General features: G+C 34.2%; 21 protein-coding genes and 1 other RNA gene. 15 read left to right on the top strand and 7 right to left on the bottom strand.

Translation table 11 applies throughout. The features are described 5' to 3' along the window. Positions 1 to 99: 99 nt before the first annotated feature. On the bottom strand, positions 100 to 5,829 hold the full coding sequence (locus BXU10_RS17230; protein WP_078228788.1) for a gliding motility-associated C-terminal domain-containing protein: 5,730 nt from the start codon (positions 5,827 to 5,829) through the stop codon (positions 100 to 102). Between the two features lie 581 nt (positions 5,830 to 6,410). Between BXU10_RS17230 and BXU10_RS17225 the strand changes: the two genes are divergently transcribed. The 6 genes from BXU10_RS17225 (at position 6,411) to BXU10_RS17200 (ending at position 11,777) form a co-directional block, all read left to right on the top strand. After that, a complete protein-coding gene (locus tag BXU10_RS17225) occupies positions 6,411 to 6,896 on the top strand; it encodes a histidine phosphatase family protein (protein ID WP_078228787.1) in 486 nt (161 codons plus the stop codon). A gap of 5 nt (positions 6,897 to 6,901) precedes the next feature. Then, complete coding sequence (ppk1, locus tag BXU10_RS17220) at positions 6,902 to 8,992, top strand: polyphosphate kinase 1 (protein ID WP_078228786.1); 2,091 nt, start codon at positions 6,902 to 6,904, stop codon at positions 8,990 to 8,992. Positions 8,993 to 9,019: 27 nt separating this feature from the next. Beyond that, positions 9,020 to 9,910, top strand: coding sequence for a Ppx/GppA phosphatase family protein (locus tag BXU10_RS17215; RefSeq protein WP_031453195.1), 891 nt, complete (start codon positions 9,020 to 9,022; stop codon positions 9,908 to 9,910). Positions 9,911 to 9,991: 81 nt separating this feature from the next. After that, positions 9,992 to 10,573 (top strand): TMEM175 family protein, encoded by a 582-nt coding sequence (locus BXU10_RS17210; protein ID WP_078228785.1) that lies wholly within the window; start codon positions 9,992 to 9,994, stop codon positions 10,571 to 10,573. 10 nt (positions 10,574 to 10,583) lie between these two features. After that, a complete protein-coding gene (locus tag BXU10_RS17205) occupies positions 10,584 to 11,144 on the top strand; it encodes a Crp/Fnr family transcriptional regulator (RefSeq protein ID WP_078228783.1) in 561 nt (186 codons plus the stop codon). A 54-nt stretch (positions 11,145 to 11,198) separates the two neighbouring features. Further along, on the top strand, positions 11,199 to 11,777 hold the full coding sequence (locus BXU10_RS17200; RefSeq protein ID WP_078228782.1) for an NAD(P)H-dependent oxidoreductase: 579 nt from the start codon (positions 11,199 to 11,201) through the stop codon (positions 11,775 to 11,777). A gap of 36 nt (positions 11,778 to 11,813) precedes the next feature. On the opposite strand, the gene BXU10_RS17195 is transcribed toward BXU10_RS17200, so the two are convergent. Next, the gene (locus tag BXU10_RS17195) at positions 11,814 to 12,158 is read right to left on the bottom strand and encodes a DNA polymerase III (RefSeq protein WP_078228781.1); all 345 of its coding nucleotides are present in this window, start codon (positions 12,156 to 12,158) and stop codon (positions 11,814 to 11,816) included. 335 nt (positions 12,159 to 12,493) lie between these two features. Beyond that, positions 12,494 to 13,579, bottom strand: coding sequence for a DNA polymerase III subunit gamma/tau (gene dnaX / locus BXU10_RS17190; protein ID WP_078228779.1), 1,086 nt, complete (start codon positions 13,577 to 13,579; stop codon positions 12,494 to 12,496). 257 nt (positions 13,580 to 13,836) lie between these two features. Between dnaX and BXU10_RS17185 the strand changes: the two genes are divergently transcribed. The 3 genes from BXU10_RS17185 (at position 13,837) to BXU10_RS17175 (ending at position 15,634) form a co-directional block, all read left to right on the top strand. Next, complete coding sequence (locus BXU10_RS17185) at positions 13,837 to 14,631, top strand: hypothetical protein (protein ID WP_078228777.1); 795 nt, start codon at positions 13,837 to 13,839, stop codon at positions 14,629 to 14,631. 62 nt (positions 14,632 to 14,693) lie between these two features. Further along, positions 14,694 to 15,176 carry a hypothetical protein gene (locus BXU10_RS17180; RefSeq protein ID WP_078228775.1) on the top strand — a complete coding sequence of 161 codons (483 nt, stop codon included), beginning with the start codon at positions 14,694 to 14,696 and terminating at the stop codon, positions 15,174 to 15,176. An 8-nt stretch (positions 15,177 to 15,184) separates the two neighbouring features. Continuing rightward, positions 15,185 to 15,634: a nuclear transport factor 2 family protein gene (locus BXU10_RS17175; RefSeq protein WP_078228773.1), complete on the top strand. Its 450-nt coding sequence runs from the start codon at positions 15,185 to 15,187 to the stop codon at positions 15,632 to 15,634. A gap of 260 nt (positions 15,635 to 15,894) precedes the next feature. Here the strand turns inward: BXU10_RS17175 and BXU10_RS17170 are convergent, their stop codons facing one another. Then, complete coding sequence (locus tag BXU10_RS17170) at positions 15,895 to 16,188, bottom strand: hypothetical protein (protein WP_031453205.1); 294 nt, start codon at positions 16,186 to 16,188, stop codon at positions 15,895 to 15,897. Positions 16,189 to 16,309: 121 nt separating this feature from the next. On the opposite strand from BXU10_RS17170, the gene rnpB reads away from it, so the two are divergent. Then, an RNA gene (rnpB, locus tag BXU10_RS17165) (RNase P RNA component class A) lies at positions 16,310 to 16,639 on the top strand. Positions 16,640 to 16,668: 29 nt separating this feature from the next. After that, entirely contained in the window at positions 16,669 to 17,928 is a 1,260-nt protein-coding gene (locus tag BXU10_RS17160) for a cation:dicarboxylate symporter family transporter (protein ID WP_078228771.1), read from the top strand. 108 nt (positions 17,929 to 18,036) lie between these two features. Here the strand turns inward: BXU10_RS17160 and BXU10_RS17155 are convergent, their stop codons facing one another. Continuing rightward, positions 18,037 to 18,231: a hypothetical protein gene (locus BXU10_RS17155; RefSeq protein WP_008467912.1), complete on the bottom strand. Its 195-nt coding sequence runs from the start codon at positions 18,229 to 18,231 to the stop codon at positions 18,037 to 18,039. 172 nt (positions 18,232 to 18,403) lie between these two features. On the opposite strand from BXU10_RS17155, the gene BXU10_RS17150 reads away from it, so the two are divergent. Continuing rightward, a complete protein-coding gene (locus tag BXU10_RS17150; protein WP_078228769.1) occupies positions 18,404 to 19,060 on the top strand; it encodes a hypothetical protein in 657 nt (218 codons plus the stop codon). Positions 19,061 to 19,136: 76 nt separating this feature from the next. On the opposite strand, the gene BXU10_RS17145 is transcribed toward BXU10_RS17150, so the two are convergent. Next, positions 19,137 to 19,742: an RsmD family RNA methyltransferase gene (locus BXU10_RS17145; protein ID WP_078228767.1), complete on the bottom strand. Its 606-nt coding sequence runs from the start codon at positions 19,740 to 19,742 to the stop codon at positions 19,137 to 19,139. Further along, positions 19,739 to 20,560: a DUF3822 family protein gene (locus BXU10_RS17140; RefSeq protein WP_078228869.1), complete on the bottom strand. Its 822-nt coding sequence runs from the start codon at positions 20,558 to 20,560 to the stop codon at positions 19,739 to 19,741. The genes BXU10_RS17145 and BXU10_RS17140 overlap by 4 nt, the downstream gene beginning before the upstream one ends. Positions 20,561 to 20,949: 389 nt before the next feature. Between BXU10_RS17140 and BXU10_RS17135 the strand changes: the two genes are divergently transcribed. From BXU10_RS17135 to BXU10_RS17125, 3 genes are read left to right on the top strand one after another with little or no spacing between them, the layout of a single operon-like run. Continuing rightward, positions 20,950 to 22,359, top strand: a complete 1,410-nt coding sequence (locus BXU10_RS17135) for an ATP-dependent RecD-like DNA helicase (RefSeq protein ID WP_078228765.1) — start codon at positions 20,950 to 20,952, stop codon at positions 22,357 to 22,359. A 59-nt stretch (positions 22,360 to 22,418) separates the two neighbouring features. Further along, entirely contained in the window at positions 22,419 to 22,748 is a 330-nt protein-coding gene (locus BXU10_RS17130; RefSeq protein WP_078228763.1) for a type II toxin-antitoxin system HigB family toxin, read from the top strand. A 2-nt stretch (positions 22,749 to 22,750) separates the two neighbouring features. Continuing rightward, positions 22,751 to 23,107 carry a type II toxin-antitoxin system HigA family antitoxin gene (locus BXU10_RS17125; RefSeq protein ID WP_078228762.1) on the top strand — a complete coding sequence of 119 codons (357 nt, stop codon included), beginning with the start codon at positions 22,751 to 22,753 and terminating at the stop codon, positions 23,105 to 23,107. Positions 23,108 to 23,136: the final 29 nt, after the last annotated feature.

The raw sequence follows: 23,136 nt of genomic DNA, 5'->3' as shown, positions 1-23,136 counted from the left end.
TAACAATAAGCCCTAATATTCACTTACCCAAACAAGGATTTTGTATTCATTATTTTGTTGTAATTCGGCGCAGGGAAAGCACTGAATTACAAATTGTATTTATTTCGATAAATAAAGAAAACCATCTTTTTTATTAGACTGAAGCGCGTTATTACCATCTAATGATTTGTAATTGATGATGTAAAAGTATGTTCCTGTAGGCAGTCCTTCGGATTGTTTGATGGTTGTTCTGCCTCTGGAAGTTCCGTCAAAAGCGTTGGTGGTATTATTGTAATTTGTAGTTTCGAATACCAAAATTCCCCAGCGGTTATAGATTTCTACAGTATTTGTTGGATAACAGTCTGTTAGGTCAATATTGTCAATTTTGAAAAAATCATTGATACCGTCACCATTAGGAGAGAAAGCATTATGAACTAATACATTCTCACAGGCTAATACCCTGCAGTCATCATTTACAAGTAAGTTTAATGAAACACTTTTTGGACAATCTTCATTAGTTGTTCGATATTCAAATGTATAATTCCCCAATGCAAGACCAAAAACATTCAGGATGTTTCCCTGTAACGCATTAGTACCATTTGTATCCGTCCAGATTCCGGTTGCAGATATGTTCTCCGGCAATAAACCGGATAAGTTAAGGAGCGTTGAATCTGCGTTACAGGCCTCACTGCTAAGGTTGATAATAACGTTTGAAGGTTGTGTGATGGTTACAGTAGCAGTTGAAGAACAAACCTGATTGTTATTGTTTACTGCCGATGTTGCTGTAAGTGTATATACTCCGGCACGTAAACCTGTGTTTCCAACAACTTCATTGTTTTCATTTCTGATAACGACTACAGAGCCTGGACTATTGGTTACCAGAATAGAGCCGTTATTACCATCAAAACAGGTAACATTTGAAGCCGTTCCCATGACAGAAATTTTATTTTCGACAGTAAATTTCTGTACCAATTCAGTTTTATTGCCAGCACAATCTGTCAAAGTATAAGTTCTGGTTAAGATAAATGCATTTCCTTCGCAGCCGCTTCCTCCATTATTCGAATCACTTATCGAGATGTTTACGCTTTCGCTGCAGTTGTCTGATGCATTTATTATGTCTTGAGGGCTTCCGGCAGGAATAGCAGCTACATTTTGTAAATTTGTTACATCTGCAGGTGCTGTGCCTGTTGGTGGAGTTGTGTCTCTTACAGTTATAATTTGAAAATGAGTAGCTGAATTTCCACTGCAATCACTTGTTGACCATGTGCGGGTTAACGTGTAGTTGGTTGCACATTCATTTTCAATACCAGTTTTTATTTCTGTGAATATGATTGGTAAATTGCCGTTACAATTATCAGAAGCCTGCATAACGGCGGGCTCAGGAACTGCGTCGCAAGAAACTGTAATATCTGTTGGAAGTGTTCCTGTAAATATCGGCGCACTAGTATCTTCAATAGTGATCACTTGCGTGAAAGTATCAGAAGTATTTCCACAATCATCTTTTACAGTCCAGATATTGGTATAAGTTCCTGAATTTCCACAACCTTCAGAAGCCATGAACTGAACGCTTACTTTTACGATGTTCGATACATCGGCATCACAAAGATCAGAAGCTGTTGGAAACATTGCCTGCGCATTTTCCAATCCTGAAAGGTCGCTGCATTGCAAAGTTACATTCAAAGAAGCAGTTTCAGTAGTCCAAGTCGGAGCAGTAGTATCTTCAATTGTTATCACTTGCGTGAAAGTATCAGAAGTATTTCCACAATCATCTTTTACAGTCCAGATATTGGTATAAGTTCCGGAGTTTCCACAACCTTCAGAAGCCATGAACTGAACGCTTACTTTTACGATGTTCGATACATCGGCATCACAAAGATCAGAAGCTGTTGGAAACATTGCCTGCGCATTTTCCAATCCTGAAAGGTCGCTGCATTGCAAAGTTACATTCAAAGAAGCAGTTTCAGTAGTCCAAGTCGGAGCAGTAGTATCTTCAATTGTTATCACTTGCGTGAAAGTATCAGAAGTATTTCCACAATCATCTTTTACAGTCCAGATATTGGTATAAGTTCCTGAATTTCCACAACCTTCAGAAGCCATGAACTGACCGCTTACTTTTACGATATTCGATACATCGGCATCACAAAGATCAGAAGCCACAGGGAACATTGTCTGAGCGTTTCCCAATCCAGAAAGATCGCTGCATTGTAAAGTCACATTTAAGGAAGCCATTTCACTAGCCCATGTTGGTGCTGTGGTATCTTCGATGGTGATTACCTGAGTGAAAGTATTGGAAGTGTTTCCACAATCATCTTTCACGGTCCAGGTATTGGTGTAAGTTCCGGAATTTCCACAACCTTCAGAAGCCATGAACTGACCGCTTATTTTTACGATATTCGATACATCTGTGTCACAAAGATCAGAGGCTGTTGGGAACATTGCCTGAGCGTTTGCTAAACCTGAAAGGTCGCTGCATTGTAGAGTTACATTCAAGGAAGCTATTTCAGTAGCCCATGTTGGTGCTGTAGTATCTTCGATAGTGATCACTTGAATAAAAGTATCCGTAACATTTCCACAATCATCTTTTGCAATCCAGCTATTGGTATAAGTTCCTGCATTGGCACAGCTTTGAGAAGCTCTGAATTCGCCGCTGGTTTTAATATAAGTAACTACAGTACAATTTGCGGTTGCAGTTGGAGCCTGATTTTGAGCGGCTAGTAATCCAGAGGTGTCGCTGCATTGTAAAGTAACATTTAAAGTACCTGCCTGTGTAATCCATGTTGGTGCTGCATTATCTTCAATGGTAATTACTTGTGTAAAAATAGTAGAAGTATTTTGGCAAATATCTTTTGCTTCCCAGGTATTGGTATAAGTTCCTGTACTTCCACAGTTTCCTTTTTGTAATTCTCCGCTTGTTTTGGTATACGTTACAGTTCCTCCGCAATTATCGGTAGCTACCGGAGCCTGAGCCTGAGCTGTTGCTAGGCCAGCAGTGTCACTACATTGTAAAGTAACATTCATGGAAGCCGCAACAGTTGTCCACATTGGCGCAGTTGTATCCTGAATAGTGATGGTTTGTGTAAATATTGTTGAAGTATTCAAACAAACATCTTTTGCTTCCCAGGTATTGGTGTAAGTTCCGGAGTTTACGCAGGAACCAGCCATAAAGCTTCCGCTTGTTTTGGTATACGTAACAGTTCCTTCGCAATTATCGGTAGCTATTGGAGCAGCAGCCTGAGCGTTTGCCAAACCAGAAAGATCACTACATTCCAGAGTTACATTCAAAGCATTAGCAGCAGTTGTCCACATTGGCACAGTTGTATCCTGAATAGTGATGGTTTGTGTAAATATTGTTGAAGTATTCAAACAAACATCTTTGGCTTCCCAGATATTGGTATAAGTTCCGGAGTTTACGCAGGAACCAGCCATAAAGCTTCCGCTTGTTTTGGTATACGTAACAGTTCCTTCGCAATTATCGGTAGCTATTGGAGCAGCAGCCTGAGCGTTTGCCAAACCAGAAAGATCACTACATTCCAGAGTTACATTCAAAGCATTAGCAGCAGTTGTCCACATTGGCACAGTTGTATCCTGAATAGTGATGGTTTGTGTAAATATTGTTGAAGTATTCAAACAAACATCTTTGGCTTCCCAGATATTGGTATAAGTTCCGGAGTTGATACAAGAACCTGCTACAAAGCTTCCGCTTGTTTTGGTATACGTTACAGTTCCACCACAATTATCGGTAGCTACGGGAGCCTGAGTCTGAGCTGTTGTCAAACCTGCGGTATCACTACATTTTAAAGTCATATCTAAAGCACCTGCAATAGTAGTCCACATCGGAGCAGTGGCATCCTGAATAGTTATAGTTTGAGTGAAAGTAGTTGAAGAGTTGTTGCAAACATCTTTAGCTACCCATCTATTAGTGTAAGTTCCGGAGTTAACACAGGAGCCTGCTGTAAAGTTTTCACTGATTTTGGTATACGTTACAGTTCCGCCACAATTATCGGTAGCTATTGGCGCTGCAGCCTGAGCAGTTGCCAAACCGGAAAGGTCACTACATTCCAACGTTACATTCAAGGAAGCTGCAGCTGTTGTCCACATTGGTGCAGTAGTATCTTGAATAGTGATGGTTTGTGTAAATATGGTTGATGAATTGTTACAAACATCTTTGGCTTCCCAGGTATTGGTGTAAGTTCCGGAGTTGATACAGGAACCTGCTACAAAGCTTCCGCTTGTTTTGGTATACGTTACAGTTCCTCCGCAATTATCAGTAGCTATTGGCGCTGCTGCCTGAGCAGTTGCTAAACCGGAAAGATCGCTACATTGTAAAGTTACATCTAGAGAAGCTGCAGCTGTTGTCCATGTCGGTGCAGTTGTATCCTGAATTGTAATTACCTGAGTAAAAGTAGTTGATAAGTTGTTGCAAACATCTTTTGCTTCCCAGGTATTGGTGTAAGTTCCGGAGTTGATACAGGAACCTGCTACAAAGCTTCCGCTTGTTTTGGTATACGTTATGGTTCCTCCACAATTATCGGTTGCGACTGGAGTTGCTGCCTGAGCATTTGCCAAACCAGAAAGATCACTACACTGTAAAGTTACATTTAAGGCATTTGTAGTAGTTGTCCATGTTGGTGCCGTTGTGTCGTTAACAGTAACTATTTTTTCACAAGTAGAACTGCATCCATTTAAAGTAGTAGTTAATAATAATTTAAACGTTGTACTACAAGTAGAACCAGCTAAAACAGTTACGTTTTGTGCATTTGAAGCAGATGTAATTGTAGCACCATTTGCAGTTGCTGAAGGCAAAGACCACGCATAAGTAGTCATATTGGCTGGAGCCGTATAAACATTAGAAGAAGACAAACATACAGGACCATAAGTACCAGCAATGGAACAACCAATAGGAGCATTTACCGTTATGGTTGCTTCACTTGTAGCAATAGCATTTCCAGAGCATAACCCTGAATTAGAAAATATTGCTCTGAATAATGTAGTTTCTGTTAAATTACCTGTATTATAAGCTGTTAAACCTGCAGTATTAGGAATATCTACCCAAACTGAAAATGGAGCAACAGATGATTGCCACTTACTTACAGTAGAATTAGCATTGAGACCGGTTATTGTTAAAGCGCTGCTAGCCCCTGAACAAATAGTCGCGTTTGGTCCAACTGTTCCTTTTAGTGGAATTCCAAAAGTAAGCGGGGTATTAATACATTGACTTGAATTAGGTGAGTTCCCGCTAACAGATGCTAATTTTGTAATATTGATTATACCAGGGTTATTTGGATCACAAATATTAATTCCTAAACTTCCAAAAGGAATATTAAACTCTAAAAATGTAGCACCAGAATTACAATTTGCGTTACCAGACTGCGCCGCAAGGCCTGGAGGAATAACGTTAGTTTGAGTTTTAACATTTCCATTTCCTGTATATAAAGTAAAACCATTTCCGTTAGAATTAATCTCTAAGATATATTCAGCACCAGCTACACTAATGGTTCCTCCAAATGAGTCTGATATTAATCCGGTTAAAGAATTATTATTGGTATCTAAGTACAATCTAAAAAGTGCTGAACCACCATTACCAATGTCCATACCTAATCTTAATACTTGATTTTGAGTGTCAACTTTAGCGTGAATCGTTCCAATTTGACACGTTGAAGAAGGACTAACTAATAATAGTGTGCTATAAACAGTGCCAGTTGCATATTCATCACCAACTGTACTAGGGCCTGGGCAGTAATCTCCATCATACGTATTTTGAGAATAGCCATTTGTAATAAACATTAAAAGTAATGCTATCAAAACGCCTTTAATATTAATGTTTTTAAAAAAATAAGTAATGATTTTCATAATCTCTAATTTTATTAAGTTAGGATTAAAATGTTTTGACTTCTTGCTTTTTAAATTGAATTTTTGGGGATATTCTATTAAAAAACATTTTAGATTTATAGATTTGGAATAATGTAGTATTGTGATTATCTCAAATTTTTAACAGAAAATATATGAATCAAAATTATATGGATTGGTTTAATTATGTTTTTTTATCTGTAACTAACCTGAAAAAACGTTTAAGTGCGTTTTTTTTGTTAAATAACTCACGTAAATTGTCTTTTTTAAAAGAATTATAACAAGAATAAAATGGTTTTTTGTATTTTTTTATTCCTTTTTTTAACTGTAATTTTATTTTAAATAATTGACAGTAAATATTTTATATGTTTAATCCTTGTGCTTTCATAAAATCGATAAAGGGATAATTTTAACAGATGAACAACACTTTTTTTTGAACTAAAAAAATCATTCTGTTTCATGTCCTTATAAAATTTCATCCAAAATGTTAACAGAATAAAAAAAACGTAGCCTATTGAAATTTCTTTTGTAAATTAGGAATTGAATAATTCTATTGGTATCTACATTTAAAAATATCCTTATTTATGAAAAATTTAATCTTAATACGTCATGCAAAATCAAGTTGGGATGCTCCTTTAAAGGATTTTGACAGACCATTAATGAAACGAGGGATTTTAGATGCCCATAGCGTTTCAGGAGCTATTTCAAAATATCTCCCCAAAACTTATATTATCTGGAGCAGTACTGCAGCAAGAGCTTCAGAAACAGCAATAATTTTTGCACAGAACTTATCTTATCCAATAGAAAGTATTTTATTCAGAGACGAATTGTACACTTTTGACGACAGACATCTTGAAAAAGTTATTAAATCATGTGATAATAGTTTAGAAAGCGTTATTCTTTTTGGACATAACGAGGCTATTACAAATTTTGTTAATAAATTTGGAGATGTTTTTATAGATAATGTTCCAACTTCTGGTTTTGTATCATTACAATTCGATTCAGAAAGCTGGGATTCGATAAATAAAGGCATAACCCATAAAACAATTTTCCCCAAAGATTTAAAATAAATAACGTGCACGAACAGAAATATATCGACAGAGAAAAAAGCTGGTTAGCATTTAATGCAAGAGTACTTCAGGAAGCAGGAGATAATACAGTTCCTCTTTTAGACAGACTGCGTTTTGTTGGAATTTTTTCAAACAATTTAGATGAGTTTTTCAGAGTTCGATATGCTGCAATCCGCAGATTGAGCCTTTCAGGTATTTCCGGCGAAAAATATTTAGGAGGTATTTCTGCTCATCAGTTAATTAAAGATATTACTGAAATCGTAATTCAGCAGCAATCTGAAAGTTTACGTATTCTAAGTAATATCGAAGCGGAACTGGAGGCTGAAAATATTTTTATCATTACCGAGGATGAAATTACAAAAGAGCAGGAAAATTATTTGAAAGACTTTTTTGTTCAAAAATTAAGCCCTGAATTAGTAACGATTATTTTGAATGATTTAGCCGAATTCCCTGTTCTTAAAGATACTTTAGGATATTTGGCAGTTCGATTAGAAATGAATAAAAATGACGAAATTCGTTATGCCGTAATCGAAATACCAAAGACAATTAATAGGTTCGTTGTATTGCCTTCAGATGATGAGAAGCATTATGTCATTTTAATTGATGATGTTATTCGACATAACCTCAAAAATATTTTTAATATATTCGATTATAAAAGTGTTTCGGCACACATGATCAAAATCACACGTGATGCTCAGTTAGACATAGACAGTGATTTGAGTAAGAGTATGCTTGAGAAAATTGCAACTTCTGTTAAAGACAGGCGAATTGGTGAGCCGGTTCGTTTTATTTACGACAGTCAAATTGAAGAAGATACTTTACGTTTCTTTTTGGATAAAATGAAAATCGTAGAAACAGATAGTATAATTCCGGGTGGAAGATATCACAATCGTCGTGATTATATGAATTTCCCTAATTTAGGAAGATACGATTTACTTTATAAACCAAATGAACCATTACCCATACCGGGTTTAAGTTTAGGAGGAAGTATTCTGGAGAAAATCAGTAAGAAAGACTATATGTTACACGCTCCATATCAGTCATTTTCTTACCTGACAAAGTTTTTGCGGGAAGCAGCATTAGATCCAAAAGTTACCAGCATAAAAATCACTTTATATCGTTTGGCAAAAAATTCTCAAATTATCAGTTCCTTGATAAATGCAGCCAAGAATGGTAAAAAAGTGACCGTTCAAATCGAACTTCAGGCACGTTTTGATGAAGCCAGCAATATCTCATATGCAGAACAAATGCAAACAGAAGGTATTGAGCTTATTTTTGGAATTAAAGGCTTAAAAGTACACAGTAAAATTTGTGTAATCGAAAGAGTTGAAGACGAAAAAACACGTCGTTACGGCTTTATTTCTACAGGTAATTTTAATGAAGCTACCGCTAAAATTTATACAGATGTAACTCTTTTTACCTGTAATCAGGGAATTTTGAAGGATATTTCGAAAATATTCGAATTTTTTGACATCAATTACAGGGTTCATCGTTACAAACATTTAATTGTTTCACCTCATTATACACGAAGCAAGTTTATTAAGCTTATAGATCGTGAGATTTTGCATGCTTTGGCAGGTAGAAAAACACATATAAAATTGAAAATGAATAGTTTATCTGATTTTAAAATGATAGATAAATTATATGAAGCAAGCAATGCAGGAGTAAAAATTCAGCTTCAGGTAAGAGGAATTTGTTCTTTGATCCCCGGAATTCCCGGAATGAGCGAGAATATTGAGGCAATCAGCATCGTTGATAATTACCTCGAACATACAAGGGTTTATATTTTTGGAAATGCCGGATTAAACGAAGTATACATATCATCTGCCGATTTTATGACAAGAAATCTCGATGGAAGAGTAGAAGTTACGTGTCCAATTTATGATTTGTCTATTAAAAAAGAGCTGATAGATAATTTTAATATTGCTTGGAAAGGGAATGTAAAAGTGAGATATCATTCTTATAAATTAGATAATAAATATAAGGCCCGAAATCATCATGCTCCTTTTAGGGCACAACTGGAAACATATAAGTATTACCAAAATAAAATAGAAATAGCTGAAGAAGCTATTCAGAAAACAAACTTAACGACATAAAATTTAAATTTCAAATCATAAGTGAGCATGATTAAAATAAAAAAATATGCAGCAATAGATATCGGTTCGAATGCCATGAGGCTTCTGATATCGAATGTTGTAGAACAAGAAGGCAAAGAGCCTCAGTTTAATAAAAGTTCACTTGTTCGTGTGCCGATACGTCTAGGGCAGGATGCCTTTACGGTTGGTGAAATTTCGGCAGAAAATATAGACAGAATGGTTGATGCCATGAAAGCATTTAACCTTTTAATGAAAGTTCATAAAGTAGAAAGATATATGGCTTTTGCAACTTCAGCAATGCGAGAGGCTTATAATGCTAAGGAAGTTGTAGAGTTGATTAAGAAAAAAGCCGATATAAAAATTGAAATTATAGATGGAAAAAAAGAAGCGGCCATTATTGCTTCGACAGATTTGCATCATTTGCTTAGAACTGACCAAACTTATCTTTTTGTGGATGTAGGTGGCGGAAGTACTGAATTTACGCTGTTTTCTGATGGAAAAATGATTAATTCGAGATCATTTAAGGCAGGAACAGTTCGTTTGCTGAATAATATGGTCCATGATGTGGTTTGGGATGAGATTGAAAAATGGATCAAAGCAAATACCAAAGATTATGAAGAAGTTACCCTTATTGGTTCAGGAGGAAATATCAATAAATTATTTAAAATGTCAGGAAAGCAACAGGAAAAACCGCTTTCATACATATACATCAATTCACAATATGCCTTTTTAAATTCGTTGACTTACGAGCAAAGAATTGCTGAATTAGGTCTGAATTCTGACCGTGCCGACGTAATTATACATGCAACACGTATTTATCTCAATGCGATGAAGTGGAGTGGTGCCCGCCAGATTTATGTTCCAAAAATTGGACTTTCTGACGGAATCGTAAAAGCAATGTATTACGGTAAAATTTAAATTTAAAAGAAACACGCCACAGATTTTTTAATAATAGGAATCTGTGGTAAAATCATAATTCTTAGAAACAGTATTTTATAAATGAACAAGACTAGACTGGAGGCCTTTAGCGATGGGGTATTAGCTATTATTATCACCATTATGGTTTTAGAGATTAAAGTGCCTCACGGACATGAGTTTGCTGATTTAAAACCGCTTATCCCAAAATTTTTGAGTTACATTCTAAGCTTTATTTACGTCGGAATTTACTGGAATAACCATCATTATTTGCTACATAGTTTGTCTAAAGTAAATGCAAAAATTCTTTGGGCAAATATGCATTTATTATTTTGGCTTTCCTTAATTCCGGTGGCCACAGGATGGATGGGTGAACACAAATTTGCGCAGGCATCTATGACTTTATACGGAGCAGTTTTGTTTTTATCCGCAGTAGCTTATTTTATTTTGCAGAGGGTTATAATTGTGAATGAAGGAAAAAATTCGGTTCTGGCAAAGGCGATAGGCAATGATTTAAAAGGAAGTGCTTCTGCTGTTTTATATCTCATTGGTATTCTTTGTTCTTTTTACAGTGAATGGTTCTCAGGACTGGCTTATTTGTCGGTAGCTTTATTATGGCTTGTTCCGGATAAAAGAATAGAAAAAGTTTTTACATCAAAAAAATAATTAAAATTTGATGAAAGCTATTTTTCAGTCAATCCGGAATTTCTCTTCAGAAGAATTAAATCTTTTAGACCATTTAATTACGTTTAGGACACTCAGAAAAGGTGATTTTCTATTGACGGAGAATCAGGTTTGCAACGAAATTGTTTTCATCAAAAAAGGAATTCTTCGTTCTTTTTTTGTTAATCATAAAGGAGATGAAATTACAAATTGTTTTGCTTTTGAAAATGAATTTATGGCTTCGTTTGCCAGTTTTATAACCAAAGAAAAAGCAGAAGAAAATATTCAGGCTTTAACCGATACAGAATTACAGGTTCTGGATCGTAAAGCTTTGGAAACCCTCTACGAGTCGGGTTCTAATTGGCAGGAAACAGGTAGAAAATTGACCGAAACAGAGTTTGTAAATCTAAATAAAAGAATGATTTCTTTTCAGAAATTATCTGCTGCACAGCGATATGAAGAACTTTATAAGAACCATCAAAAATACCTGCAGTTGATTCCACTTCAATTTTTGGCTTCTTATTTAGGAATCACACCAAGACATTTGAGCCGGGTTCGTAAGGCAATTTTATAGACATTTGTCCTGAACATTTAATAAGTGTGTTAGTATTTTTGAAAAAAAACTAACATGAAAAAAATACTAATTATAAACGGACATCCAAATCCCAACAGTTTTAATTTTGCTATAGCAGAGCAGTACCAAAAAGGGGTACTTGCTTCTGGTGCAAATGTAGAAACCATTACAATTGCGTCTCTAAATTTTAATCCCAACCTGCAATTTGGCTATCAAAAACGAACAGAATTAGAACCTGATTTATCAGATGCCTGGAAAAAAATTCAGAATGCAGATCATTTGGTCTGGATTCATCCAGTTTGGTGGGGAGGTCTGCCGGCAATTACAAAAGGATTTATCGATCGCTTATTTTTACCCGGAATGGCATTTCAATATCGGGAAAATTCAGTTTGGTGGGATAAGCTCTTAAAAGGAAAGACTGCTCATATCATTACTACTTTAGATCAGCCCGGATGGTATTACCGATTTGTTTATGCAAGACCAAGTGTTAATCAGTTAAAGAAATGCATACTGCAGTTTTGTGGTGTTAAGCCGGTAAAAGTAAGTTATATAGGGATCATAAAAACTGCTGATGAAGAGCAAAGAGAAAAATGGTTGCAAAAAGTCTACACTTACGGATTAAGAAATAAATAGGTGTTGTTGAAAGAGGTATACAATATAAAAAATGGACTAACCAGGTAAATCTAATCCAAATGTTGAACGTAAAAGTTCAATGTTTGGGTTGATTTCTAATAATCGGTTGTAGCGGTCCTGATCGTTTAAGTTTCTTTTGGTTTCTACAGTTTCATTTACAATTACTTCAATTGTGATGTCGTGATTATGTAAATGACCTTTTAAATGGCCTAAAAGTCCGTTAATCTGGCTTTCAAAATCTAATTTAGAACCTTCATTAGGCAATTCAAGTGTAATTACTGTTCCGTTTAATTTTGGATCGTTAATTAGTAATAACGATTCCATAATTTTGAAACCTTTTTCACCCAAACGCTGTGCATATTTGTTCCAGTGCAAAAGCATATCAGTTTCAGAAAATTCTTCTGTAAGCAGAACTGAAGAAGGTTTTATATAGGATTTACTTTGTGCCTCAAGCTCTTTTTTCTTGCGGATACTTGCCAGAGAAAAAGCAGAAACTTTAGGTTCACTACTAACTTCAGGTTTTACATCGACGGGAGTTTGTGATGGTAGAATTTCAGCTGTTTCTATTTTTTGAGATCCTGCTGCTTCAGTCGAATTATTCGGGTTTTCAATTTTTGAAACCGGATTTTCGGATTCAGTTTTACTTTCAACGTTGGACTTTGGACTTTGAACTTCAGTTATAGAATATCCTCCATTTTTAAAATAAACGGGCGGAATTATGAATTGCTCAACTTTTTTTTTTCTCCATCAAAGTTGATAGAGGCCAATTGCATCAAACATAATTCGACCAAAAGACGCTGATTTTGGCTTAATTTATATTTTAAGTCACAATCGTTTGCAATGTCAATTCCTTTAAGTAAAAAATCCTGAGAACATTTTTGAGACTGAACTCCGTACATTTGTTGTGCCTGTTCCCCAACTTCCAGTAAAGCTATGGTTGAAGGTGTTTTACTCACCAGTAAATCTCTAAAGTGAGAAGCAAGCCCTGAAATAAAATGATGTCCGTCAAAACCTTTTGAAAGTATGTCGTTGTAAGCAAGCAAAAGTTCCGGGATTTTATTCTCTAAAAGTAAGTCGGTAATTGAGATATAGGTTTCGTAATCTAAAACATTTAGGTTTTCGGTTACGGCTTGTCTTGTCAGGTTTGTACCGCAGTAAGAAACGACACGGTCAAAAATGGATAAAGCATCACGCATTGCACCATCAGCTTTTTGAGCGATAATGTGTAAAGCATCGTCTTCAAAATTGATGCCCTGACTGGCAGCAACATCAGCTAAATGTTCTTTAGCATCTTTTACAGTAATCCTTTTGAAATCAAAAATCTGACAACGTGATAAAATCGTCGGAATGATTTTATGTTTTTCTGTTGTTGCTAAAATAAAAATAGCATGTTTTGGCGGTTCTTCTAATGTTTTCAGGAAGGCGTTAAAAGCCGCCGAAGACAACATATGAACCTCGTCAATAATGTAGACTTTGTATTGCCCGGTCTGGGGCGGGATTCTAACCTGATCGATAAGACTTCGAATGTCATCAACCGAGTTGTTTGAAGCAGCATCTAACTCAAAAACGTTAAAAGCAAAATCTTCGTTTGGATCATCATATCCCGGCTGGTTTATTTTTCTGGCCAGGATACGGGCGCAGGTCGTTTTACCAACTCCACGCGGTCCGGTGAACAAAAGAGCCGAAGCCAAGTGATTGCTTTCAATGGCATTTAGCAAAGTGTTTGTAATGGCTTTTTGCCCCACAACATCCTTAAAGGTCTGCGGGCGGTATTTACGGGCCGATACTACAAATTGTTCCATATTCTGTTTTATTCGATAGCAAATATAGGGTATAATTTAATGATTAAAAAATTTAAAAATTGAAAGATTTTAAGTGTTTTCAAGATTAGAAAGTAACATCTTTTTTTAGAGAAAGTTGTGTTTACAATTTGTACTTTTTACCTTTTAATTATTTATAGTGAAAATATTATGATTGATTATTTTGTAATAAAAAATGCACTATTTTTAATCCCAAACAAAATTCAGTTTTGAAAAAATAATTAAATATAATATCATTTATGAATGCAAAACAAATAGTTAAATTAAGTAACATCATCGGAATAACTTCAATACTTTTATTGGTTTATTGGGTTTTTACTTTTATAATGATTCAGGTTTTTGGTTTAAAAGTTTTTAGGGAAAATATGACCGAAACTTTTTATTTCAGTGTTTTCGGTATTCTTGCCCTTATGTTTGGCTCACTAATTATTAATATTATGTTTAATTTAACCAGAATTGCTGAAAAACATAATCTGGATGTCATAATTCACAAATCGAATAAATGGAAGTTTATGACTTTGCTTTTTATCTTTCCATTATTAGCATTAATTCTTTTTGGAGGAGATTATCTGACTTCTAGCAAAAAAGAAAGTATGCTGATTGAATCTGCTAAATCAATAGTGGATAATAATAAAGTAAATAATGATAAATTAGTAAATTATACTTTTTCAGAAAAATATATTAAGGAAACTGCAAACACTTTGAGAATTTTATCAGAAACGGATAAAAATTTTCCAAGCGTAACATTAATTGTTAAAGATTCACTTAAAGGTTCTCCAGTTTATTTAGGTTTTAATCCGTATTATGAAGGTGATTTGAATGACACTATTCATCCTCAGAAAATAGGATATATCCATAAAACAACTAAAGAAGAAAGAGAATACTTAAATTCAATATTTGATAAAAATAGTAGCGAGTTACGATATAGTGCCAATGATGGAACTTACGAATTGTTTTATCCATACAAAAAAAATGGAAAAACTATAATCATATATTTTTCTGAACAACAGCGTTACGGTAAATTAGGAAGCTAATTGAATTTTGATGTTCTTTTCCTTTTCTTTAAACAGACTTTAAAATTAGTTATTAATAAAACATGCAACAATATTATCTTCAAAACAATATCCTCAATCTAAAAGTAAAAAAATCTCCAATCTTAGTTCGGGCAGTAATGTTTGGGTTAGCTTTTTGTTTTTTTGTTTTACCTGTATTAGGAGTAATTTCTGCTATTGCAGACGGGAGTGGATTACATTTTGGTTATTTTTTAGCAATAGGAATATTTTCTCTTATAGGATTTTATACATTACGAATTTCTTTATGGAATACGTATGGCGAAGAAACTTTTCAAATAGCAGAGAATAAAATCATTTACGAAGCCAATTATGGCTGGTTTAAAGATGGAAAAAAGGAAACTTTAATTTCAAATCCAAACTATTTTTCTGTACAGGCAGGATATGAAGAGGACAACGAATCGGTTTTGGTTATTGCTTCTGAGGAATCGAAAATAGAGTCAGTGGTAAAAATGCCAACAGTGCAGTTGGAGGAATTAATTATGATTTTGAAAAAAAATAAATTTTAAAAATATAGATGAAAAAATATCTGTTAATACTAGCTGTTGTATGTTGTTTCTTTAAAATCCAAGCCCAAACCGCTCAGGATACATTAGATATTAAGCGTGTAGCTTTAGCTTATATTGAGTCACAGCATAATCCTAATCCAAAATTGATGGAAGGCGCTTTGCATCCCAGAATGGTTAAAAGATCGGTTTTTAGAAGTAAGGCAGCGAAGAAAGATTATATTTCAGAGTATTTTGCAGAAAATATGGTGATACTTGCTGAAACTTATAATGTAAAAGGAGATAAGTTTCCGAAAAATCCAAGAAAGGAAATTAAGTTACTGGATGTTTCGGCTAAAACGGCATCGGTAAAATTACTTGCAGATACCTGGATTGATTATATGCATATTGTGAAAACCAATGGCGAATGGAAAATTATAAATGTGCTTTGGCAGTATAATTATGTTTCGCAGCATGATTAAACAGGTTTTAAGCAGAGGAGACAATAAGATTTACGCAAAGTTTGCGAAGGTTAGTTTTTTATGTCATTTCTTTAAAAGCACATATTTCGATTACGTTTAAAGAAATGACATAGGTTATAAAATGTTGTTGTTTCTTTGATTTTGAAAACCATAATTTTCTTTTGAGAGCTAAAGCCCTAGCCCTGATGGGAACGACATCCTTTTGTGCCGGGGTTCGGCACAAAAGATACAGTGGACAGCAGGAGACAGCTCCTGAAAAATCACCTTCCTTTTATGCTCAAATCGAATAGAAATTTTGCGGTTTCCTGATCTGAGTGTGTAGAAAAGCCTGCTACATAAACACCCTTTTTGCCCGAGTTCGATTTAATTCCGTATACAACTGCCTCATCGCCAGGGTCTGATTCCCCTTCGTATCGATACACATGAACAATTTCAAATTTCTCAGGATTCTTTTTAATCATGTCTGCATTTCGATTAAAATCACAGGTGAATCCTTTTTCATTCAATTGATCTAAAGCTTTTGAAACAGTTGCGTAATGATACATTTTAGCCATAATAAATGAATTTAAAATTAAGGATTTTAAAGATAACCAATTTAAAATTAAAACATTGCGAATTAAAAGGAAATCTAAAATCTAAAATTATTATTGTTAGTTTATAAATCGCTACTTTTGCGCCGCAGACCGCCTTATCGTCGTCTTGTCTTATGATGAGAGGGAGGAAAGTCCGGACACCACAGAGAAGCATAGCGGGTAACACCCGTCGGCGTTAGAAATGGCGCAAGGACAAGTGCAACAGAAAGTATGTACAGGTAATGCTGTAGTGAAACCAGGTAAACTCTATGCGGTGAAATACCAAGTATATCAGCATTTAAGGGCTTCTCGTCCGTTGTTGAAGGGTAGGTAGCTTGAGTCTCGCAGTAATGCGGGATCTAGATAAATGATAAGGTATTGTTTCGTTTCGATGAAACAAGAACAGAATCCGGCTTACAGGTCTGCATTTTTTATATATTTGTGAGCAACTAACTTACTTTCATGAATATATCAACTCCAAAACCTTCATCTTCAAAAAACAAGAAATCTTTTTTTCGGGCTGTCGTTACGAATCTCACTTTCTGGGTTTTAGTCGCTATTATTGCGGGTATTTTATTAGGACATTTTTCGCCGGAAAAAGGTATAAAAATGGAGAAAATCGGTAAAGGATTTATTGATCTTATAAAGGTATTTATTGGCCCGATTATATTTTTGACAATCGTTTTGGGAATTTCAGGAATGGGAAACTTAAAGAAAGTAGGGCGAATAGGCGTGAAGGCTCTGGCCTATTTTGAAGTGGTTTCGACAGTTGCCCTGGCAATTGGTGTAACGATTGCTTATTTTTTTCAGCCTGGAAAAATTGATAAATCGGGGTTAGCGATTGGCGATGCAAGTCAGTATACAAAAGGTGCAGCAGAAAATTTTTCATGGCTGCAGTTTTTTCTTTCGAATTTTACTTTGCAGGTCTTACTGGCTGCAATTGTTTGTGGAATAGCACTAAATTTTTATCAAAAAAGAGAACAGACAATCCTGATTCTTGAACGGGTTTCGAATGTCGTATTTACAGGTTTGAAATATGTGATGTATTTGGCTCCAATTGGTGCTTTTGGCGGAATGGCGTATACAATTGGTAAATTTGGTCTCGAGACATTGATTCCGCTTGGTAAATTGATGCTTTGTGTTTATTTGACCATGGCTTTGTTTGTGTTTTTGATTTTGGGAAGCATTCTGAAGTATTATAAAATTAGTATTCTTTCGATTTTAAAATATATTAAAGAAGAACTCCTATTGGTTTTGGGGACGTCATCATCTGAAGCTGCACTGCCAAGTATTATGATGAAGCTGGAACGAATGGGCTGTAGTAAATCGGTAGTTGGTTTGGTTATTCCGACAGGGTATTCTTTTAATTTGGATGGGACTTCGATTTATTTGTCGATGTCGGTTATTTTCCTCGCTCAGTTGTACGATGTGCATTTGAGTTTCTTTGAGATTCTGACTGTTATCGGAATTTTGATGATTACTTCCAAAGGTGCGGCGGGTGTTACCGGAAGCGGATTTATAGTTTTGGCCTCGACTTTAACGGCAATTCATAAAATTCCTGTAGAAGGTCTGGCATTTTTACTTGGAGTGGATAAATTTATGAGTGAAGCCAGGGCGATTACAAATTTAATTGGAAATACCGTGGCGACGATTATTATCTCAAAAACGGAACGTGATTTTACAGATCTGAATCTGGAAACTACTGTAGAAGCAGCACTTTAATAAATTGGCTCTCATTTATTGTTTCTCGCAGATTATGCTAATTGAGTAGATAAAACATCGTTTATATCTGCGAGAAATAATTTTTGATTTTTAGTTTTTCGTAAAAAACTACGATTCGTCTTTTGTTGTACGTACCAGGCTAATTCCTGACATAAAAAATACAATTCCAAGAATGCCATAAATAATTAGTGACTTGATATCCCTTGTTTCGCCAGATGTACCGGCAAATATAACAGCTGTATAAATTAGGCCTACAATACCAAGAATGGTAAGCAAACCTCCGAAAAATCTTTTTAGGTTCATGGTAATATGTTTTTAAGGTTTACTACAAATTTATCTTAGAATTGCTAATTGTTGTTATACAATTGTTTTAGAACCTTATATGATTTCAGGATAATTCCTGAGAAAATGTTTTGCGTTTTATTATTAGTGTTGTTTAAATCTTACTTTTGCTGCGATTAATTTTAAAGTCCAGATGAAAGGAAACATTTTTATTTATTTTATTTTATTTACAGCCTTAAATAGTACCGCACAAGAATTGCGTCCTTTTGTTGGAATTGGAGGTTTTGTTCATTTGTATTCGTTTGAAAAAGATTTGCAATCATCTACTGCATTAAGTCTTTCAGCAGGTTTAGAATATAAAGTAGCCGGTTTTTTATCACCGGAAATAGAAGTAAATTATATGTATGGTAAGTATAAAGATAACGTAGATTCAATTGATTTAGGAAATGTTATAAGTGCTACTGACAGATCATTCTCTACTGTAAATTTTAGTTTCTGTCCTAAAATACTTTTGGGTGATCATGAAGATCCCTCCGGTGGTTATATACAAATACTTCCAAAGTATATGTACTCATTAATTAATGTCAGAGAAACTAGTGGTAATAATACAATAGGTTCTCGAATAACCGAAAGAAGTTTATCCGTTTCGTCCCATAATTTTGGATTGGGTGCAGGAGTTGTTATTAATTTTGACACCTGGTATTCAAATTCTTTAGCAATCAACGTATGTTATAATACTATTCGCGTTTCGGACTCTTTTGATAAATTAAATCGAAAAGAACCTACAGATAATATGGGGGTTTATGGAGTAGAATTTAAATATTATTTTGGAGTAAAAAGACTTAAGTAGTATGTTTTGTATGTTTAGTTTTTGGGTAATTATAAAGGAACTAATTTATTTTCATTATCCTAAGTAAACATACAAATCATCCTTCATCATCTTCTGTATCTTTTGCTGATAAATTGCCCGGAAGTTCTTCATCGTCATCGGTTGAATTCAATTCAAAGAAACTAAAAAAGGAACCGCCATAACTTTTCTGAAAAGAAAAATTACTCAAATGATCCATTTTGGTATACTTAGAATGTTCAATAATCATCATTCCGTCTTCATGAAGTAATTCTCTTTCGAAAACTGTCAGAACAATTTTTTCAAAAGCAGCCTGATCTAATCCGTAAGGAGGATCGGCAAAAACAATATCATAGGAAGTTTTGCAGTTCTCCAGAAATTTATAAACATCACTTTTGGTTGCAGCAATATCAAAATCATATTCTGATGCAACTTGTTTGATAAATTTTACGCACCCAAAATCGCCATCAACAGATGTAATTGGGGCGCTTCCGCGTGAAGCAAATTCATAACTGATATTGCCGGTTCCTGAAAATAAATCTAAAACCTTTAAGCTATCAAAACTAAAATGATTATTCAAAACATTAAATAATGCTTCTTTACTCATGTCAGTCGTTGGTCTTACAGGAAGGTTTTTTGGCGGAAAAATGCGGCGTCCTTTGTATTTTCCAGAAATGATTCTCATGATTGAAATAAGATATAATGTTTTTGATTCTCGGCAGTTGTGAAGCTGTTTTTTTGTTGTAAAGGGCTTACATCCAAAAAGGATACATTTCGAATGTACTTATAAGCAATAGCATAAAATGGGTCATTTTTATGAATAGTACCCAATAATTCGAGTGGAAAAACTTCCGGATTTAAACTCAATTGCTCGGCTGTAAAAAGTAAATAATAAATAAAATCTTCCGGGGTATGATATTCAAAAGAATTGAATAACAGTAGTTTTTGATTTTGAACTACAATAATTTCAAAATAATCGGGATTAAAATTGACGATCATTTTTTTGTGATCATTATTCTTTGAAGCTTCAAGAATTTTTTCGACCAAAATACTGTTGACATGTTTGTAATCAAATGATCCAACATTGTCAATCAGGAAGTTATTGATGTTTACATACGGAATGTATACAGCATTCATTTCGTAATTTGAAATTTTATCGTAAGTAAAAAAATCGGTTTCAAAAACTTTTGTAGTGTATTGTAAATAACTCCCCATATAATCCTCATCAAAAAGTGCGGAAGGGACAAAAGTCGAAAGATTGTTATTATGAATGACCATAATTTCGTCATAAGAATCCTTTAGTTCCGGAAATTTTTTAAAAGCTTCTGCATAAGATTCTTCTATTGTAATTGTCTTTTTTGAAGTGTTAAATTGAACTTCATTAAACGTAGTGATAGTATTATTCAATGTATCGAAACAACAAAAAGAAAAACCAGACAGGGAAACCTGAATAGAAAGTTTTTTATAAAGTTTTGATGTAATATTGGTGCTTTGAAATGCCATAATTTTATTTACGATCCTTGCCTGTTGCAGTTTCAGGGAAAAATTTAATTCGATCACAAACTTACAAATAAAATAAATAACAATATCAATGTCAAAAATCAATGTCAATGTCAAAAATCAAAATGCAATATTAAAATTCAATATTAAAATTCAATGTCAAAAGTCAATTTCAAAAATCTAAATTAATTCTAATGTTTTTCCGTAAAAATTAAATATCTACAATGATTAAATTTAATTTCAAACTTGATATTGGTATAATTTTCAAACTATCAATGCTTTCAGAATTGTTTCTTGGAGATGTCATTGAAATTTGATATTGCTATTGACATTGATTTTGACCTTTGCCATTGCCATTTAAAAGAACGTACTTTGTATTTCAATTTTACCTTATGAATTCAGCATTATTTTATAGTGTTCTGCAAAAAAGATTTCCCTTTGCACCAACTTACAAACAGGATATTTTTTTTCAGAAAATTGCCATTTTTTTAACCGAACCTCAAAACGATACCATTTTTGTACTAAAAGGATATGCCGGAACGGGTAAAACAACCGTGATTTCGACCATTGTAAATAATCTTGGCGATATCAATAAAAAATTTGTTTTGTTGGCACCAACCGGTCGTGCGGCAAAAGTAATTGCTAATTATTCGAATACACCAGCTTTTACAATTCATAAAAAAATATATTTCCCTAAGAAATCATCGGGTGGAGGAGTAGCTTTTACCAAACAGGTCAATAAGCATAAAAACACCATTTTTATTGTCGATGAGGCATCTATGATTTCAGACAGTACGCTGGATAGCGGCTCTCTTTTGGATGATTTGATTAATTATGTGTATTCCGGAACCAACTGCAAAATGATTCTTTTGGGAGACACAGCCCAGCTGCCTCCGGTAAATTTAGATATTAGTCCGGCTTTGGATATTCAGACTTTGGGAATCCATTATGATAAAGAAATTGAGCATATTGAACTAGATGAGGTCATGCGTCAGGAAGAAAGTTCAGGCATTTTATTTAATGCGACCGAATTACGTGAACTATTGAAAGAATCGTTTATTACTGAATTCAGGTTTAATGTCAAGAAGTTCAAAGATATTGTAAGATTAACAGACGGTTACGATATTCAGGATGCAATTAATACCGCATACAGCAATTACAGTATTGAAGACACTGCTTTTATAGTACGTTCGAATAAAAGGGCAAATCAGTACAATGAACAGATCCGAACCAGAATATTGTTTAAAGAAAGCGAACTTTCGGTGGGAGATTTTTTGATGGTGGTAAAGAATAATTATTTCTGGCTAAAAGAAACCGATGAAGCCGGATTTATTGCGAATGGAGATATTATTGAAGTTTTGGAACTCTTCGGAATCAAAGAATTATACGGATTTACTTTTGCAAAAGTCAAAATCAGAATGGTCGATTATCCGGATCAGAAACCTTTTGAAACGGTTTTACTGTTGGATACTATAAAAAGTGAATCGCCGTCTTTAACGTATGAAGAATCCAATCGTTTGTATGAAGAAGTGATGAAGGACTATGAAGACGAACCAACTAAGTACAAAAGATTCCAAAAAGTAAAAGAGAACGAATATTTTAATGGACTGCAGGTTAAATTTTCTTACGCCATAACCTGTCACAAATCTCAGGGAGGACAGTGGAATACTGTTTTTATCGAACAGCCATATCTCCCAAACGGAATAGACCGTGACTACATCAGATGGCTTTATACCGCTATGACACGTGCCAAAAATAAGCTATATTTGATAGGATTTAAAGATGAGAGTTTTGAGGAATAAATCAGGACTCTTAATCTTATAAAGTTTGCAATTTGAAAACTTTTTAATATATTTGTTCTATGAAAATTCTTGTAAAGAAAACTATTTTATATTATATCAAAGAGTATCCAACTGCGTCTACACAATTATTAATTTGGTATAATGAGTTTTCTAAGTTTCCATTTAATAATTTCAATGAATTAAAACAGGTTTATGGAAATTCCAGTATTGTAAATAATAATAGAGTTGTTTTCAATATTAAGGGAAATGATTTTCGATTAGTGGTTTCTATCAATTTTTTGCAGCAGGCCTGTTATGTAATTTGGTTTGGAACACATAAGGAGTATGACAAAATTAATGTTGAAACTGTAGAATTTGATACTACAATTTTAATGGATAAAACTTTATAATTATGAATTGGAAAGTATTAAAAACAGAAGGAGATTATAACAAGGCATCGATGAGATTGATGGAAATTTTTCATGCAGAACCAAATACTCCGGAAAGTGATGAACTGGATTTGTTAATTGTTTTGGTAAAGGATTATGATGAAAAAAACTATCAGTTGCCTGAATTAGATGCATTAGAAGTTATAAAATATAAGATGCAGGAAAGAGGGATGAAGGCAAAAGATCTTGAGCTAATTATTGGAAGTAAAGGACACGTTTCTGCAATTTTATCAGGTAAACGTGAAATTACTTTAAAAATGGCACAGAAACTTAAAAATTATTTTAGTATTCCTGCGGATGTTTTTCTGCATAGTACTTAAAAGATTATTCATTTTTATAAGCTACTTTG

It is taken from the genome of Flavobacterium sp. LM4 (assembly GCF_002017935.1).
GTDB lineage: Bacteria > Bacteroidota > Bacteroidia > Flavobacteriales > Flavobacteriaceae > Flavobacterium > Flavobacterium chungangense.
This window is presented reverse-complemented; position numbering and strand designations above follow the sequence as displayed.